Origin of the sequence: Pseudomonas sp. Z3-8, from assembly GCF_051131975.1 — a bacterium.
In the GTDB taxonomy this organism is placed as follows: domain Bacteria; phylum Pseudomonadota; class Gammaproteobacteria; order Pseudomonadales; family Pseudomonadaceae; genus Aquipseudomonas.
Genome location: NZ_CP071643.1, coordinates 1,102,501 through 1,118,007, shown reverse-complemented (window position 1 = coordinate 1,118,007; position 15,507 = coordinate 1,102,501). Strand labels below are relative to the sequence as shown.

The 15,507-nt window shown below is 59.7% G+C and carries 11 protein-coding genes and 2 rRNA genes (1 of these 13 only partly in view); 5 read left to right on the top strand and 8 right to left on the bottom strand.

The window, feature by feature from the left end:
* Positions 1-56 precede the first annotated feature (56 nt).
* Positions 57-1,217, top strand: a complete 1,161-nt coding sequence (locus tag J3P94_RS05225; protein WP_434571823.1) for a hypothetical protein — start codon at positions 57-59, stop codon at positions 1,215-1,217.
* A 92-nt stretch (positions 1,218-1,309) separates the two neighbouring features.
* On the opposite strand, the gene can is transcribed toward J3P94_RS05225, so the two are convergent.
* Entirely contained in the window at positions 1,310-1,954 is a 645-nt protein-coding gene (gene can, locus J3P94_RS05220) for a carbonate dehydratase (protein ID WP_305498811.1), read from the bottom strand.
* 133 nt (positions 1,955-2,087) lie between these two features.
* Between can and J3P94_RS05215 the strand changes: the two genes are divergently transcribed.
* Complete coding sequence (locus J3P94_RS05215) at positions 2,088-2,492, top strand: serine kinase/phosphatase (RefSeq protein WP_434571821.1); 405 nt, start codon at positions 2,088-2,090, stop codon at positions 2,490-2,492.
* A gap of 258 nt (positions 2,493-2,750) precedes the next feature.
* On the opposite strand, the gene rimI is transcribed toward J3P94_RS05215, so the two are convergent.
* Positions 2,751-3,203: a ribosomal protein S18-alanine N-acetyltransferase gene (rimI, locus tag J3P94_RS05210; protein ID WP_003205585.1), complete on the bottom strand. Its 453-nt coding sequence runs from the start codon at positions 3,201-3,203 to the stop codon at positions 2,751-2,753.
* Entirely contained in the window at positions 3,196-3,981 is a 786-nt protein-coding gene (locus J3P94_RS05205; RefSeq protein WP_434571820.1) for an energy transducer TonB, read from the bottom strand. Before J3P94_RS05205 ends, rimI begins: the two co-directional genes overlap by 8 nt.
* A gap of 181 nt (positions 3,982-4,162) precedes the next feature.
* Here J3P94_RS05205 and mksB point away from each other — a divergent pair, with 181 nt between their 5' ends.
* From mksB to mksF, 3 genes are read left to right on the top strand one after another with little or no spacing between them, the layout of a single operon-like run.
* Positions 4,163-5,440, top strand: a complete 1,278-nt coding sequence (mksB, locus tag J3P94_RS05200) for an Mks condensin complex protein MksB (protein WP_434571818.1) — start codon at positions 4,163-4,165, stop codon at positions 5,438-5,440.
* Entirely contained in the window at positions 5,430-6,131 is a 702-nt protein-coding gene (gene mksE, locus J3P94_RS05195; RefSeq protein ID WP_434558641.1) for an Mks condensin complex protein MksE, read from the top strand. The genes mksB and mksE overlap by 11 nt, the downstream gene beginning before the upstream one ends.
* Positions 6,128-8,968, top strand: a complete 2,841-nt coding sequence (mksF, locus tag J3P94_RS05190) for an Mks condensin complex protein MksF (RefSeq protein ID WP_434571817.1) — start codon at positions 6,128-6,130, stop codon at positions 8,966-8,968. The genes mksE and mksF overlap by 4 nt, the downstream gene beginning before the upstream one ends.
* A 195-nt stretch (positions 8,969-9,163) precedes the next feature.
* Here mksF and J3P94_RS05185 read toward each other — a convergent pair whose 3' ends face one another.
* From J3P94_RS05185 to J3P94_RS05165, 5 genes are all read right to left on the bottom strand, one after another.
* Positions 9,164-11,467 carry an MlaD family protein gene (locus tag J3P94_RS05185; RefSeq protein ID WP_434571816.1) on the bottom strand — a complete coding sequence of 768 codons (2,304 nt, stop codon included), beginning with the start codon at positions 11,465-11,467 and terminating at the stop codon, positions 9,164-9,166.
* Positions 11,460-12,083, bottom strand: coding sequence for a paraquat-inducible protein A (locus J3P94_RS05180; protein WP_434571814.1), 624 nt, complete (start codon positions 12,081-12,083; stop codon positions 11,460-11,462). Before J3P94_RS05180 ends, J3P94_RS05185 begins: the two co-directional genes overlap by 8 nt.
* Entirely contained in the window at positions 12,070-12,729 is a 660-nt protein-coding gene (locus J3P94_RS05175; protein ID WP_434571812.1) for a paraquat-inducible protein A, read from the bottom strand. The genes J3P94_RS05180 and J3P94_RS05175 overlap by 14 nt, the downstream gene beginning before the upstream one ends.
* A 148-nt stretch (positions 12,730-12,877) precedes the next feature.
* A 5S ribosomal RNA gene (gene rrf / locus J3P94_RS05170) occupies positions 12,878-12,993 on the bottom strand.
* A gap of 149 nt (positions 12,994-13,142) precedes the next feature.
* A 23S ribosomal RNA gene (locus J3P94_RS05165) occupies positions 13,143-15,507 on the bottom strand (it continues 527 nt past the right edge of the window).

Sequence of the window (15,507 nt, the reverse complement as noted above, 5' to 3'; positions counted from 1 at the left end):
GTTTCAGTATGGATACACCCTGTTCAAAGGGCTCACACGCTGAAAAGGATCTGAGCATGTCCAAACTCGCCGTATTCTCTCTCGCCGCCCTGGCCTTCAGTGCCGCCGCCCATGCCGCCGACATCGATGTACAACTGGGCAGTACCGAACGTGTCACCCGTCTCTTCGCCTATCCCAACAACTGCAACGTCATCTGTTTTCGCAACTGGACGCTGGAGCAGACCGTCGAGCATTACCTGACCCAAAGCGTTCAGCGCGACGGCTACGGCGCGGCCAAGGTCAGCGTCAAGCGCGATAACGACATCGTCTACGCGAACATCAGCGGAGTCCCGAAAAGCTACGGCCAACCGCTGGCCGCGCTGCTCAACGCCGGAGACCTGGCGTACAACGGCGCGACGAAACTCAACAATGACAAAAAGTGGGCCTACAACTGGTACCTGTTCCTGCCCTTGGGCATGGCCCTGGAAAACCGCAAGAGCGTCGAGTTGCTGCACTTCCCGCCGGATTACTCGCTGACCCAGGCCCAGGATTACCTCGAATCGGCCACTACCGACCGCTGGGCCACGCTGCTGACCGCCAATGGCATCGCCGCCGACCAGACGCCGGCCTACCAGACGATCATCGACATCGCGCCGATCGCCGCCCCGTCCAACGCCGGCCAGGCGCTGGAAGGCGTCTACGATTATTTCAATGACTACCAGACCACCATGGTCAAGCAGGTCAGCCAGAACGCCAGCGGCAATGCACTGCCGATGGTGGCCTTCGGCGCTCCGGTTCGGAACTGGATCAAGACCCAATACGGCCCGACCGTGAATGTGCTCGGCCTGGCGACCATCACACCGACAGAAGGCGTCAAGGTTCCGGTACTCGGCTCCAATCACCCCAGCTATATCTGGTACGCCGCCGACCCTGAAAGCTATGACGGTGACCAGGCCAAGGCAGATGCTGCCGGCTTGAAAGTCATGGGACAGGACCTGAGCGCCGCATGCTGGCAAGCCGGGATGGGCAGCAAGCCCAATACCGATCCGACCCAGCAACTGAACCAATGCACGCAGACCTGGCAGGTTACCCAGAAAGAGAAGACCTGCGAGTTGTTCTATACCTCGATTCGCAAACTGACGCCGGCCGAAGCGGCGACAAAATGCGCGGCGCCGGCGATCAAGTCGCAACTTCAGCAATTGAAGGTGCCTATGCCGCTGCCAGCTGAATCAGTCTGAACCTGACGGAGCCTTCCCGCGTGAGCCTTGGCTGACGCGGGAAAGCGCCGCTGCCGTCAAACAGCGACGATGCTGATCACTGACATCTACGCTCAGGGCGCGTCTACAGGACGCAAGCGATACTGCGGAGGCAACTGCTCGAAACCGCTGATCGTGGTGTCCAGGCTTTTCCAGCGCCCGTCCTTGATCCCATAGATGCAACCATGAATGGACAGTTTCTGCCCGCGGTGCCAGGCATTCTGGACGATGCTGGTGTGACCGACGTTCGCCACCTGCTGGATCACGTTGAGTTCACACAGGCGGTCCACCCGTTCCTCTTCGGTCGGCAATTTGGCCAACGCTTCGCGGTGCTCGTAGTACAAGTCGCGAATCGAGCGCAGCCAGCCGTCGATCAGGCCGAGCTGGCGGTCCTGCATCGAGGCACGCACGCCGCCGCAGCCGTAATGGCCGGTGACCAGGATGTGCTTGACCTTGAGCACGTCCACGGCGTACTGGATCACCGAAAGGCAGTTCAGGTCGGTGTGCAACACCACGTTGGCCACGTTACGGTGCACAAACAGATCACCTGGCAACATGCCGACGATTTCGTTGGCCGGCACTCGCGCGTCGGAGCAACCGATCCACAGGTATTCGGGGGTTTGCTGACGAGCCAGCTTGGCGAAGAAGTCAGGATCCTCCTGCTTGATCGCATCGGCCCAGCGCGCGTTGTTATCAATCAGATCTTGTAATTCATTCATGCTGTCCAGCCTCGATAGAGAGTGCGCAACTGTGACAGACGACCGCCGGTCGAGGTCACGTCGGCAGCGCGTTGGAATTCCTGGCACCGCAGCCGGTCGACTCATAGTAAGGCCCACAGTATGAGGAATTGCCATGAATGATTCACGACGTCCCTACGATGCGGTGCAACCGGAACCCATCGACGACAACGAAGACCGCATGGGCTCGATGCGTGAGCTGGAATTCGATGACGATGAATACGAGGCCAGGATCGGCGACGAGCTGCCTGAAAACGAGCGCGAGCAACTGATACCGGACGAACGTGTGCGCGAAGCAGGCATGACGGGGGCCTCGATGGATGACCGCCAGCCGACCGAAGATGATCTGAGCCCCGAGACCCTGATCCGTGATGATGGCGCCAGGGACGCCCTGGAGGCCGGTGAAGGTGAACAGGCCGATTGGGACCTGAGCGTCGTGGATGAAAATGATATCGGCGGCGGCGACGGCCTGGACGAAGCGGAAATGGCCGATATCGACCCGTTGAATGGCAAGCGCTGAACAACCTCGCCAGTCCCTTGTGGGAGCGAGCCTGCTCGCGAAAGCGGTGATTCAGCTAGCATTGATGCCGACTGCACCGCCGCCTTCGCGGGCAGGCCCGCTCCCACATGGGTTCTGTGTCTGGCCTAGGATTTGATGTACGCCGCCAGTCCCCTGTGGGAGCGAGCTTGCTCGCGATGGCGGCGGATCAGTTTGCATATATGTGGAATGTACCGCCGTCTTCGCGAGCAAGCTCGCTCCCACATGGGTCGTGGCAGTTCAGTCCACCAAGGTACAGGCCATGACCACCGCATCCTCACGCCCGCCCACCGCCGGGTAGTAATCCCGCCGCCGGCCAATCTCGTTGAAACCATAACGCTCATACAACCGGAACGCCGTGCGATTGCTATCGCGCACTTCCAGGAAGCATTCGCGTGCCTCCGCCTTGTAGGCAATCGACATCAAGTGTTCCAAGAGCCGCAAACCCAGGCCGCGCCCCTGGTTTTCCGGCTTGACGGTGATATTTAGCAGGTGCGCCTCATCGAGGATGATCTGCACCACGCCATGGCCGACTTGCTGCTGGCCTTCGAACATCAGCCAGATCTGGTATTTGCCCAGCCCGTCGAGAAATATCCCGCGGGTCCAGGGATGGCTGTAGGCCGCGTATTCGATCTTCAGTACAGCGTCGAGGTCCGCCTCGGTCATAGGGCGGAACGATACAGCGTCACTCATTCGATTCTTTCCAGCGCGCCATCAGCCGGCGCATGGCTTGCCAGACGTCAGCCTTGTGCCGTGGCGTTTCCATTAACGATTCCAGTCCAGGCAGCGCCCAGGCCGAGCCCAGGCCTTCGACCTGCAATTCACGGTTGAACGCTTCGGCATCCGCCTCGCCGGCGAACCTCACTGCCGGCAGGCCGATCAGCCACAGACACACGCACGGTTCATCTTCCAGACGCGCCGAAACAAATCCCTGGACAAAATCCCGCGCCGCCTCCGGCCCCTGGTCCATCGTGCCGCGCGATAACAATGGCCAGCGCACCGGCTCGCCGATGATTTGCGGGCTGTCCGGCAGGCCGGCGGCACGCAGCATGTCCTTGAGCAGCAAGTAGGCTGGATCGCGGCTCTGGAAGGGTTCGCCGGTGGGTAACTCCACCAGCAGCAGGCAACGCCCGGCTCGCAGCAGTTGCAGGGCGAAACGTGGCGGCGGCACCTGTGCAACCTTCACCGGGGCCGGCGCTTCGTCGACTTCTTCCACCGGTTTGGCGTTGGTCCGGGTCGAGGCCAGGCTCGGACGCGGGACTTCGACTTTCGGCCGTTCGACAGCGGGCGCCAACGGTTCGGCAGCGGTCTTGGCGACGGGCGCGGCCTGGGGCGGCGCGACCTCCATCGGCTCAGGCGCTTCCAGCAGCTCGGGCCGCGACGGGGCGGCAAATGGCAATTCGGTACGCGGCAGCCAGTTGACCACCTGCATGGCGGTCAGATAGGCGCGGCGGCGGGACTCGATAAGCAAGGGTCGGCCACTTGTGGATAACTGAAAGTGGGGAGGATTCTACCGCCCTTCGGCGCGGATCGCTTCCCTGTTGAGCCGATAGTTGAGCGATGCGCGACGACAGTCCGTCTCGGGGGTGAATAGCAACCGGCGCGATGCAGTACAATCGCCGCTTTTAATTGCCAACCCGACGGCCATTGCGATGATCGAACCCAAGCGCGTCTTGCGCGCCCTTGCTGAACACTGGGCATTGCTGGAACCTTTGTGCGAGCACTTCGACCAGGGCACCCTGAGCCTCAACGAACTGCGTTCACAACTGGCCGCCCAACAACTGGACAGCACGCCCCAGGATATTACCAACCTGCTGGACGTGTGGATCCGCCTGGACATCCTCGTGCCGGTGGCGAAAAGCCCCAACCGTTTCGAGCTCAACGCCCAGATCCACGACTTCCTCGCCTACCTTCGCCGCGAACACCGCCTGGGCCTGTGCCTGGAGATCGAAGCCTACCTGCGCCACCTCGAGCGCCTGGCCGGTTACATCCAGGACGCTTTCGAGGTGCGCGACGGCAACGACCTGGCCCGCCAGTTGCGCTTGCTGGACATGCGCGTGCGCGACGTCCTGAAGAAGCTCGCCAACGATGAGCAGGCACTGGTGGCCGTGGCCGAACGGGCCAAGACCAGCGATCGACAGATTCCGCTGCGCCAGCGCTACGCCGAAGTACTGGCGACCTGGGACGAATACGTCGAGCCGATGATCCAGTTGGTGAACGCCGACGGCGCGTTCGAGCAAGGCGTGCGCAAGGTCGAGAACGTGCTGTTGCGCATGCTCACCGAACAACAGCGCCTCGGCCACCTCGTCGACGACGACATGCTGCTGCGCACCCATGCACGCATCCTCGAAATGCAGACCAGCGCCCAACTGACCCTGCGCCACGCCCGGGAACTGCTCCTGCCGCTGCGTGAAGAGGCTCGCCGCCACAACGCCGTGACCCGTGGCGCGGCGCTGGCCCTGGCGGCCATTCGCCGCAAGGGCATCGATGCCGTGCCGCAAGCCGCCATGCCGCTGTTCACCCGACCGCAAAGCACCTTCTTGGGCAGTGCCAGCCAGGTCGAAGCCTATGTCTATGCCCTGGCCCGCTTCGAACCGAAACCGGCGCGCTTCCCCAAGTCCCACAAGACCCACAAGGGCGGCGAGGCACCACGGGCGCCGCGCACCGTGCGCGAGATGGTCGAGCGTTGCGAAGACGCCCTGCCGATGCCGGACCTGATGAGCTGGCTGCTGGAGCAAGAACCGGACGGTGCCACCGACGAATTGCTGTACTGGTTCTCGCGCCTGTCGCGGGAAAAACGTTTCAAGCGCGAGCGTCTGGAACGCCGCGATTACCACACCCATGAGCATCAGGTCAGCCTGCGCTCCTTCGCCCTGCTCTCGGCCGGCAGCGCCGCCGAGGATTCTGCGAGCATCCCCCATGCATCTTGATCTATCCGAACTGTCCCAGCTGGCACCGATCTTTCGCGAGCTGTTCAAGGGTTACCACGTCAGCCGCCGCGACCCGGAGCTGTACGCGCAACTGTCGAACTTCCAGGACCAGTACCGCACGCTGTTCAAGGCCTTGGGCTTCGAACTGGTGTGCGACACCCGCGGCTTTTATTACTTCGTGCCCGACTTGGCCGCCGCCGCGGTGAACAAGACCGCCCAGCGCCTGGCCCTGTTCACCTTCATCCTCGTCGAACACCTGGCCGATCAGGGTCGCGACCCAATCGCCGTGCTCGACGGTGGCAGCCTCGGCCGCGATGAGTTGCCGTCGCTGCTGGAAAAATACCGCGACCTGTTCATCCAGGCCGAAGTACAGACCCAGGAAGAGCTGGAAGAAAAAATCATGCGCCGCATGACCCAGCTGGGTTTTGCCAGCGAAGAAAACGGCGTGTATCGCTTCCTGCCGCCGATGCATCGTTTTCTCGACGTCTGCCTGTCGGTCCAGCAGGACCGCGACCTGGCCGCCAGCCTGCACAGCGTGTTGCCGCTGCCGGCGCCGGTACTGATCGACGAAGACAGCGACGAAAAACTGCTGCAGACCGATGACCCGCTGGACCTCAGTGAATTCGACGGTGAAAGTGAAGAAGACGCACTGGCCCGTGCCATTGCCGAAGAACAGGAGACCGACGCATGAGCAAGGAACGCTACGGCATCCGCCGCTTTGCCCTTTTGAACACCGCCGGCTATAGCCTCGGCCTGTTCCCGCTGGAAGAACCGTTATCAGTTTACGGCGCGAACAACCTCGGTAAATCCGCCTCGATCAACGCTTTGCAGTTCCCGATCCTGGCGCGCATGTCGGACATGAGCTTTGGCAAGTACAGCCTGGAGCAATCCCGGCGTTTCTATTTCGCCTCGGACACCAGCTACATCCTCGTGGAAGTTGCCCTGCCCCACGGCCCGCACGTGATTGGCGTGGTCGGTCGCGGCCCTGGCGGCGGTTTCGGCCATCAGTTCTTTGCCTACGCCGGCAAACTGGACCTGGCCCACTATCAGAAAGATGACACTTGCCTGCGCCAGAAAGAGCTGTTCACCAACCTGGAGCGCGAAGGCCTGAAGGCCTACGAACTCAAGCCGGATGAACTGCGTCGCCTGCTGGTCGGCGGACACACCTCGATCCCCCTGGACCTGACGCTGATCCCGCTGCGCTCCACCAGCGAGCAAAGCCTCAAGACCTTCCGCGCGTTGTTCATCAACCTGCTGCACATGCGCGAAATCACCGCCGCCAAGCTCAAGCAACTGTTCCTCGATGCCTTCGAGCACAGCCTGCGCTCCGGCAGCGTGGACTACATAGCCGCGTGCGAAGAAGCCTTCCGCGACGTGCGACGCATGGAACAGGACTACAACTCCCTGGTGGCGGCGGGCCCGTTGGTGGAAGCCTTGGCCAACGGCGTGAAGCAGCGCGATATCCTGCGCGGCAAACTGCATCGCCTGTCGCCATTGCTCGACTCGCTGCTGGGCACCTGGTCGGACTATGCCAGTGCGCGCAAGGAGGAGCTGACCATCCAGGCCGAGCACTACCGCAACGAGCAGGATTCGCTGCAGAACGACCAGCGCGGCGGCACCCAGGAGCTGATGCGCCTGGAGCGTGAAATCAGCGGCATCCAGCGCTGGCTCGGCGAACTGTCGGTGCTCAAGCATCGCTTTGCCCTGGTAGACGACGTCAAGGTCCTGGAGCAGCAACTGCTCGCCGCCAAGGACGCCCACGACGAACTGGCCGGCGCTCTGGCTCAGTCCCGGCAGTTCAGCGCCGAAGACCTGGAAGAGCGCCTGCGGGATCTGGAAAAACGCCTGAAGTCGGTCAAGCAGCAACTCGATCACGCCGACAACAACAGCTACGCCCGCCTGCGCGAAGAGTTCTCCCAGCAGGACGTCGAGCGCCTGATGCGCCTGTTCAACAGCGCTTTGTTCAGCCTGCCGCTGGGCGAACACGGGATCGCGCTGGACGAGAATGGCGAGTGGGTCAAATCCATGGAGCTGATTCTCGACGGCTTCAAGGGCGAGCGCTTCGAAGTGCCGGGCCTGTCCATCGACCTGTCCCACATCGAACCGCCGGCTCTGCAAGCGCTTGCCGACCGCGCCGCGCTGCGCGATCAGAAAGAGCGTCTGGAAAAAGAACTCAAGCAGCTCAAGACCCAACAAGCCGTGGCCGCCGACCGTGCCGCGAGCAAGACCCAGACCGAAGCGCTGTACCAGCAGGTGCTGGATGCACAGAAAGCCCTGGAGGATTTCCGTCGCACCCAGACCTTGAGCGCCGAGGAAAGCGAGAAACTCGAACAACTGGCGCAGATGGAAGCCGCCCAGGACGAACTCAAGCGCTCCAGCGATGCCTTCACCGAGCGCGTCCAGCAATTGTCCGCCAAGTTGCAACTGGTGGGCCGGCAGATCGCCGACATGGAAGCCAAGCAACGCACCCTCGACGATGCCCTGCGCCGTCGTCAGTTGCTGCCGGCGGACCTGCCATTCGGCACGCCGTTCATGGACCCGGTCGACGACTCCATGGACAACCTGTTGCCGCTGCTCAACGATTATCAGGACAGTTGGCAGGGCCTGTTACGGGTCGATGGCCAGATCGAAGCGCTGTACGCCCAGGTGCGCCTCAAGGGCGTGGCCAAGTTCGACAGCGAAGACGACATGGAGCGCCGTCTTCAACTGCTGATCAACGCCTATGCCCACCGCACCGACGAAGCCCTGACCCTGGGCAAGGCGCGCCGTGCGGCCGTCACCGACATCGCCCGGACCTTGCGTAACATCCGCAGCGACTACGACAGCCTCGAACACCAGTTGGCGCTGTTCAACCGCGAGATCAACAAGCGCCAGGTGTCCAACCTGCAAAGCTTCCGCATCGTCCTGGCGCCGAACAAGGAAGCGCTCAAGCACATCGACCAGATCATCCACAGCGCCGGCCAGTACGAAGAAGGCGAGACGCTGTCGGTGTTCGACCTGAGCCAGAGCGCCGAGCAGGACAACAAGAACGAAGAAGCCAAGGAATATCTGGCGCGGCTGGTGGCTGCAAACCACAACCAGCTCGGCCTCAAGGACTTGTTCGAACTGGCGTTCGAGATCACCAAGGTCAACGGCCAGCCGGTGATCCACACCGACATCGACGGCGCGGCGTCCAACGGCACCACCATGACCATCAAGGCGCTGACCAACATGTACTTGTTGCTGCACCTGATGGACCGCGAACAGGCCGGCCGTGTGCGTCTGCCGTATTACCTGGACGAAGCGGCGGACATCGACGAGAAGAACCAGGCTGCGCTGCTGGAAACCAGCTTGCAACTGGGCTTCGTGCCGATCCTCGCCAGTGTGAAGCCGCAGGTCTGCGCCAGTGTCGCCATCGACCTGGAAGGCGGCAGCGGCCCGAACGGCATCTACATCGACGAGGCGGACTGGAAGTACATCCGTCGCCACGATGCGGTGAAAGCCACGGTGAACGTCCAGGCCGATGAGCCGGAGCTGGATCCGGTCTGAGGTGAATAGCCGGGTATGAAAAAGGCCGCGATCCATTGGATCGCGGCCTTTTTTGTGATCGCATACTCCGTGGCGAGGGAGCTTGCTCCCGCTCGACTGCGCAGCGGTCGCAGGCTTTGGGGCCGCTACGCCCGAAGCGTCGGACCGGCCCAGCGGGAGCAAGCTCCCTCGCGACAGGTGTCACATCCTATAAGCTCACTTGCCGAGCGTGATCTTCGGCGCCCAGGTCAGCCACTCATCTTCAAACTTGTCGAACAGCGGGAACGTCTGCTGCGGTCGCGCCGGGTTGCCCATCCGCTCGCCGTCCGGTGTCGCAAAAGCGATACCGCCCTGGATCAGTGTCTCCAACGACTCGGTCCGCACCGTCGCGCCCTTGAACAGGCCGAAGTCCAGGCCAAAACCGCTGCTGTTCCAGAAGCGAGTGCCGCTGCGCACCAACGGCGCATACTTGGGCTCGATCAGGATATGGACCAGCACCCGGTCCGCCGTCTGGCCCAATTCATATCCCGTGACTTTACCCACCGTCACTTCGCGATAGGTCACCGGCACGCCAATCTTCAACGAACCACGGCGCGCCGCACTCAATACCAGGCTCAAACCAGCCTCCGGAACCGCGCTTTCGGGTGGTTCGGCCAACGCAACAAAGCTTTTCTGCGGGCCCTGGCTTTTCACAGCGGGCTGCACTTCAATGTATTGACCGGTCACCAGGGTTTCCAGGTTCGACGTCTTCATCAACCCCAGCTCTGGCTTGACCACCCAGAACTGAGTCCCGACGCGGGCGATACGCTCCGGCACTTCGGTGATACGCGCGGTGACCAGCACCGACTGCATGTCGGCGCTGAGATCGACGTTCTCGATCTTGCCCACATCCAGCCCCTTAAAACGGATCGGCGTACCGCTGCGCAAGCCGTCGGCGCGATCGACCTTGATCGTCACGACCGTGCCGTTCTGCTGTGCCGCTTCGCGGTCTTCATGCAGACGGAACCGAGGGATGCGTCTTTTCAACGGTACATTCGGCTCCGGCGTCTCGAAGGCGATCCCGCCGGCCATCAGGCTCTGCAGGGACTCGCTCTTGACCTGTATTCCGCCAGTCAGACCGCCCGTGAGGGTGACGCCGCTGGCGTTCCAGAATCGCGTCGAACCGTTCACCAGCCCTTCGTATTCCTTCTCGATGTGCACACCGATGATCAACTGTTTTTTCTTGCGGGAGAATTGGTAGCTCTGCACCGAGCCGACCTTGACCTGCTTGTAGAGAATCGGACTGCCGACTTCCAGCGATCCCAGATTCTCAGTCAGCAGCACCAGGTGCAGGCCAGGGGAACGCAAGTCCAATGGCGGAGCCTTCGCCCTGGCTTCGAATTCGCGCTGCGGCGCCGCGCCCTTGTCGCCCGGGCGCACGGCAATGTAGTTACCCTTGACCAGCGCTTCCAGGCCGGTGATACCCGCGAGGGAAATCGATGGCTTGACGACCCAGAACTGAGTGCCGGTCACCAAGTAGTCCTCGGCCAAAGGATCAAGGGTCAGCTCGGCGCTGGCGCTGGACAAGTCGGGGTCGACCTTCAACGTCTTCAGGCTGCCGACCTGGATGCCTTTGTACATGACCGGCGTGCGCCCCGCCTGTAACCCTTCGAAATCGCTGAGCTTGACCTTTACCCGGATCCCGGCGGCGGCCGCATCGAAGTCCTCGTACAGACGAAACGGCAGGCTTGGGTCCGTGGGCGGGCTGTCCTTGCGGTTTTCCGGCGTGGCGAACGCGATACCGCCGGCCACGATACTGGCCAGTGATTCACTGCGTACTTTGACGCCCGACAGGTTGGCATCGATGCTGATGCCGCTGGCGTTCCAGAATCGTGTGTGTTTGCGAACCAGGCTGGCGTAGGTCGGCTCGATGAAGACCTTGACCTCGACTGTGCGCTGATCTTCCGACAGGGAATAACTTTTCACCTGGCCAACTTGAATCTGTTTGTAGAAAACCGGGCTGCCACGGTCCAGCGAACCCAGGCGCTCAGCCTTGATCGTCAGGTGCAAACCTGGTTTGGCGTCCGATAGCGGCGGCTCTTCGGCCAAGGCCTTGAACTTGCGTGTCGATTCGCCTTCTCCCGGGCTTATGGCCACGTAGTTTCCTGATACCAGCGTCTCCAGGCCGGTGATCCCGGCCAGGCTCACACTCGGCTTGACCAGCCAGAAACGTGTGCCGGTCTTGAGGTATTGCTCGACGTCCTTGTTCATTTCGACGGTCGCGATAACGCCTTTCGAGCTGCCCTCGTCATCAAGCGTAAGGTCCTTTACCTTGCCCACCGTCATGCCTTTGTAGACGATCTCGGTCTTGTTGACCTGGATGCCCTCACCGCTTTCAAAACGTACGCTGATCTCGATACCGGTCTCGTTATAAGCCCGCCAGCCGAGCCAACCGCCGATGATCAAGGCAATCAACGGCAAGACCCAGATGGCCGACCAGTTCGAAGCCGGTCGGGTTTTAGCAGTAGGCAAATCAGTCATGGTCGTCATCCGACTCCGTGTTATCCCAAATCAGTCGGGGATCGAAGGTAACTGCGGCAATCATTGTCAAAATCACTACGCTGGCAAAGGCGATGGCGCCAAGACCGGCTTCAACACTGGCAAGCCGCCCGAAATTGACCACCGCCACCAGGATTGCGATTACGAAAATGTCCAGCATCGACCAGCGGCCGATGAACTCAATGAAGCGATACATGAGGATGCGCTGACGCGCGGACATGGGCTGGTGCCGTTGCACCGAAAACAACAACAAGGCGAGCCCCACCAGCTTGAAAGTGGGCACGACAATACTCGCAACAAACACCACCGCGGCAATGGGGATCATGCCGTGCTGAACCAGCTCGATGACGCCGGCCATTATGGTGCTGGGCGATCCCTGGCCCAGCGAATTGATGGTCATGATCGGCAGCATATTGGCCGGGATATAGAGAATCGCGGCCGTGATCAATAATGCCCAGGTCCGCATGAGGCTGTTCGGACGACGGGGATGGATGCGTGCGCCACAACGGGAGCAGGTCTGTTTGTCAGCGCCTGCATCCTGTCGATTCAACTCGTGACATTCGACGCAGATCAGAATGCCCGCATCAATCGCCCGCATGAGAATCCTCTCCTGACAGCGCCTGCCAGATCTGATGCGGTGACATCACCACTTCCAGCCAGACCTGAACCAGCAACAAGCTGACAAAACACACCAGGCCCAGGCCTACAGTAATAGCCGCCATGTCGGCAAGTTTGACAATGGCAACCAGCACGCCCATGAAATAGACCTCGAGCATCCCCCAGTCCCTTAAGTGATGGTAAGTGCGGTACAACAACAAGCCGTAACTTCGTCCGACGTTCCAGCGAATGGTCAGCAGCACAATCAGCTGACACAGCAACTTGAGCAGCGGAATCCCCATGCTGCACAGGAACACCACCACCGATACACCGTGCATACCGGTATTGAACAGCCCGACCACGCCACTCCAGACGGTGTCCTGGGACGACTGTCCGAGCAGATTGAGCTGCATGATGGGTAAAAAGTTCGCCGGCACAAACAACAGCAAAGCGGCAACTACCAGGGCGAGGCTACGTTCGACCACGTTATGTCGGTGTGCATAAAGTTCGTATCCACAGCGGGGGCATTCGGCTTTTTCGCCGTGGGCCAGCTGTGGCTTGCGCATCAACAAGTCGCATTCATGACACGCCACCAGACCGTCCAAGGGTAGATCTGACAACCTATCGATGTCTGACGGATCGGGCATATAGCGCTCTGGCTCAACTAAGGTGGGGCTATTCTAGTGCTCCAGCTCGAAAATAACTGCGCAAATTTACCACGAGCTTCGGCCGGTTTTATTACAGATAAAAACAAAACCCCTACCTGCGTCAGCAGATAGGGGTTTCGGAATTTAATCTTGACGATGACCTACTCTCACATGGGGAAACCCCACACTACCATCGGCGATGCATCGTTTCACTTCTGAGTTCGGGATGGGATCAGGTGGTTCCAATGCTCTATGGTCGTCAAGAAATTCGGTAGCCAGCGCGTGCCTTGCGGTCACGTTCCAGCGAATGGGTATGCGATAGTTTGTGGGTTTTGACTCGAACTTTCGGTTCATCTCGTCTTCACACACCGCAATCTGGCCTCTTTCGAGTCTACAGATTGCTTGGGTGTTATATGGTCAAGCCTCACGGGCAATTAGTACAGGTTAGCTCAACGCCTCACAGCGCTTACACACCCTGCCTATCAACGTCGTAGTCTTCGACGGCCCTTCAGGGGACTCAAGGTCCCAGTGAGATCTCATCTTGAGGCAAGTTTCCCGCTTAGATGCTTTCAGCGGTTATCTTTTCCGAACATAGCTACCCGGCAATGCCACTGGCGTGACAACCGGAACACCAGAGGTTCGTCCACTCCGGTCCTCTCGTACTAGGAGCAGCCCCTCTCAAATCTCAAACGTCCACGGCAGATAGGGACCGAACTGTCTCACGACGTTCTAAACCCAGCTCGCGTACCACTTTAAATGGCGAACAGCCATACCCTTGGGACCGGCTTCAGCCCCAGGATGTGATGAGCCGACATCGAGGTGCCAAACACCGCCGTCGATATGAACTCTTGGGCGGTATCAGCCTGTTATCCCCGGAGTACCTTTTATCCGTTGAGCGATGGCCCTTCCATACAGAACCACCGGATCACTAAGACCTACTTTCGTACCTGCTCGACGTGTCTGTCTCGCAGTCAAGCGCGCTTTTGCCTTTATACTCTACGACCGATTTCCGACCGGTCTGAGCGCACCTTCGTACTCCTCCGTTACTCTTTAGGAGGAGACCGCCCCAGTCAAACTACCCACCATACACTGTCCTCGATCCGGATAACGGACCTGAGTTAGAACCTCAAAGTTGCCAGGGTGGTATTTCAAGGATGGCTCCACGCAGACTGGCGTCCACGCTTCAAAGCCTCCCACCTATCCTACACAAGCAAATTCAAAGTCCAGTGCAAAGCTATAGTAAAGGTTCACGGGGTCTTTCCGTCTAGCCGCGGATACACTGCATCTTCACAGCGATTTCAATTTCACTGAGTCTCGGGTGGAGACAGCGCCGCCATCGTTACGCCATTCGTGCAGGTCGGAACTTACCCGACAAGGAATTTCGCTACCTTAGGACCGTTATAGTTACGGCCGCCGTTTACCGGGGCTTCGATCAAGAGCTTCGCGTTAGCTAACCCCATCAATTAACCTTCCGGCACCGGGCAGGCGTCACACCCTATACGTCCACTTTCGTGTTTGCAGAGTGCTGTGTTTTTAATAAACAGTCGCAGCGGCCTGGTATCTTCGACCGGCGTGGGCTTACGCAGCAAGTGCTTCACCCTCACCGGCGCACCTTCTCCCGAAGTTACGGTGCCATTTTGCCTAGTTCCTTCACCCGAGTTCTCTCAAGCGCCTTGGTATTCTCTACCCAACCACCTGTGTCGGTTTGGGGTACGGTTCCTGGTTACCTGAAGCTTAGAAGCTTTTCTTGGAAGCATGGCATCAACCACTTCGTCACCCAAAGGGTAACTCGTCATCAGCTCTCGGCCTTAAGATCCCGGATTTACCTAAGATCTCAGCCTACCACCTTAAACTTGGACAACCAACGCCAAGCTGGCCTAGCCTTCTCCGTCCCTCCATCGCAATAACCAGAAGTACAGGAATATTAACCTGTTTTCCATCGACTACGCTTTTCAGCCTCGCCTTAGGGACCGACTAACCCTGCGTCGATTAACGTTGCGCAGGAAACCTTGGTCTTTCGGCGTGGGTGTTTTTCACACCCATTGTCGTTACTCATGTCAGCATTCGCACTTCTGATACCTCCAGCAAGCTTCTCAACTCACCTTCACAGGCTTACAGAACGCTCCTCTACCGCATCACTTGCGTGATACCCGTAGCTTCGGTGTATGGTTTGAGCCCCGTTACATCTTCCGCGCAGGCCGACTCGACTAGTGAGCTATTACGCTTTCTTTAAAGGGTGGCTGCTTCTAAGCCAACCTCCTAGCTGTCTAAGCCTTCCCACATCGTTTCCCACTTAACCATAACTTTGGGACCTTAGCTGACGGTCTGGGTTGTTTCCCTTTTCACGACGGACGTTAGCACCCGCCGTGTGTCTCCCATGCTCGGCACTTGTAGGTATTCGGAGTTTGCATCGGTTTGGTAAGTCGGGATGACCCCCTAGCCGAAACAGTGCTCTACCCCCTACAGTGATACATGAGGCGCTACCTAAATAGCTTTCGAGGAGAACCAGCTATCTCCGAGCTTGATTAGCCTTTCACTCCGATCCACAGGTCATCCGCTAACTTTTCAACGGTAGTCGGTTCGGTCCTCCAGTCAGTGTTACCTAACCTTCAACCTGCCCATGGATAGATCGCCCGGTTTCGGGTCTATTCCCAGCGACTAGACGCCCTATTAAGACTCGCTTTCGCTACGCCTCCCCTATTCGGTTAAGCTCGCCACTGAAAATAAGTCGCTGACCCATTATACAAAAGGTACGCAGTCACCCAACAAAGTGGGCTC

Bases quoted from the DNA above. Each gene is read 5' to 3' on its own strand.
- rimI (WP_003205585.1), bottom strand. From the start codon at position 3,203: ATGAGTGACGCTGTATCGTTCCGCCCTATGACCGAGGCGGACCTCGAC.
- J3P94_RS05175 (WP_434571812.1), bottom strand. From the start codon at position 12,729: ATGCCCGATCCGTCAGACATCGATAGGTTGTCAGATCTACCCTTGGAC.
- J3P94_RS05225 (WP_434571823.1), top strand. From the start codon at position 57: ATGTCCAAACTCGCCGTATTCTCTCTCGCCGCCCTGGCCTTCAGTGCC.
- J3P94_RS05185 (WP_434571816.1), bottom strand. From the start codon at position 11,467: ATGACTGATTTGCCTACTGCTAAAACCCGACCGGCTTCGAACTGGTCG.
- J3P94_RS05215 (WP_434571821.1), top strand. From the start codon at position 2,088: ATGAATGATTCACGACGTCCCTACGATGCGGTGCAACCGGAACCCATC.
- J3P94_RS05180 (WP_434571814.1), bottom strand. From the start codon at position 12,083: ATGCGGGCGATTGATGCGGGCATTCTGATCTGCGTCGAATGTCACGAG.
- can (WP_305498811.1), bottom strand. From the start codon at position 1,954: ATGAATGAATTACAAGATCTGATTGATAACAACGCGCGCTGGGCCGAT.
- mksB (WP_434571818.1), top strand. From the start codon at position 4,163: ATGATCGAACCCAAGCGCGTCTTGCGCGCCCTTGCTGAACACTGGGCA.
- mksE (WP_434558641.1), top strand. From the start codon at position 5,430: ATGCATCTTGATCTATCCGAACTGTCCCAGCTGGCACCGATCTTTCGC.
- mksF (WP_434571817.1), top strand. From the start codon at position 6,128: ATGAGCAAGGAACGCTACGGCATCCGCCGCTTTGCCCTTTTGAACACC.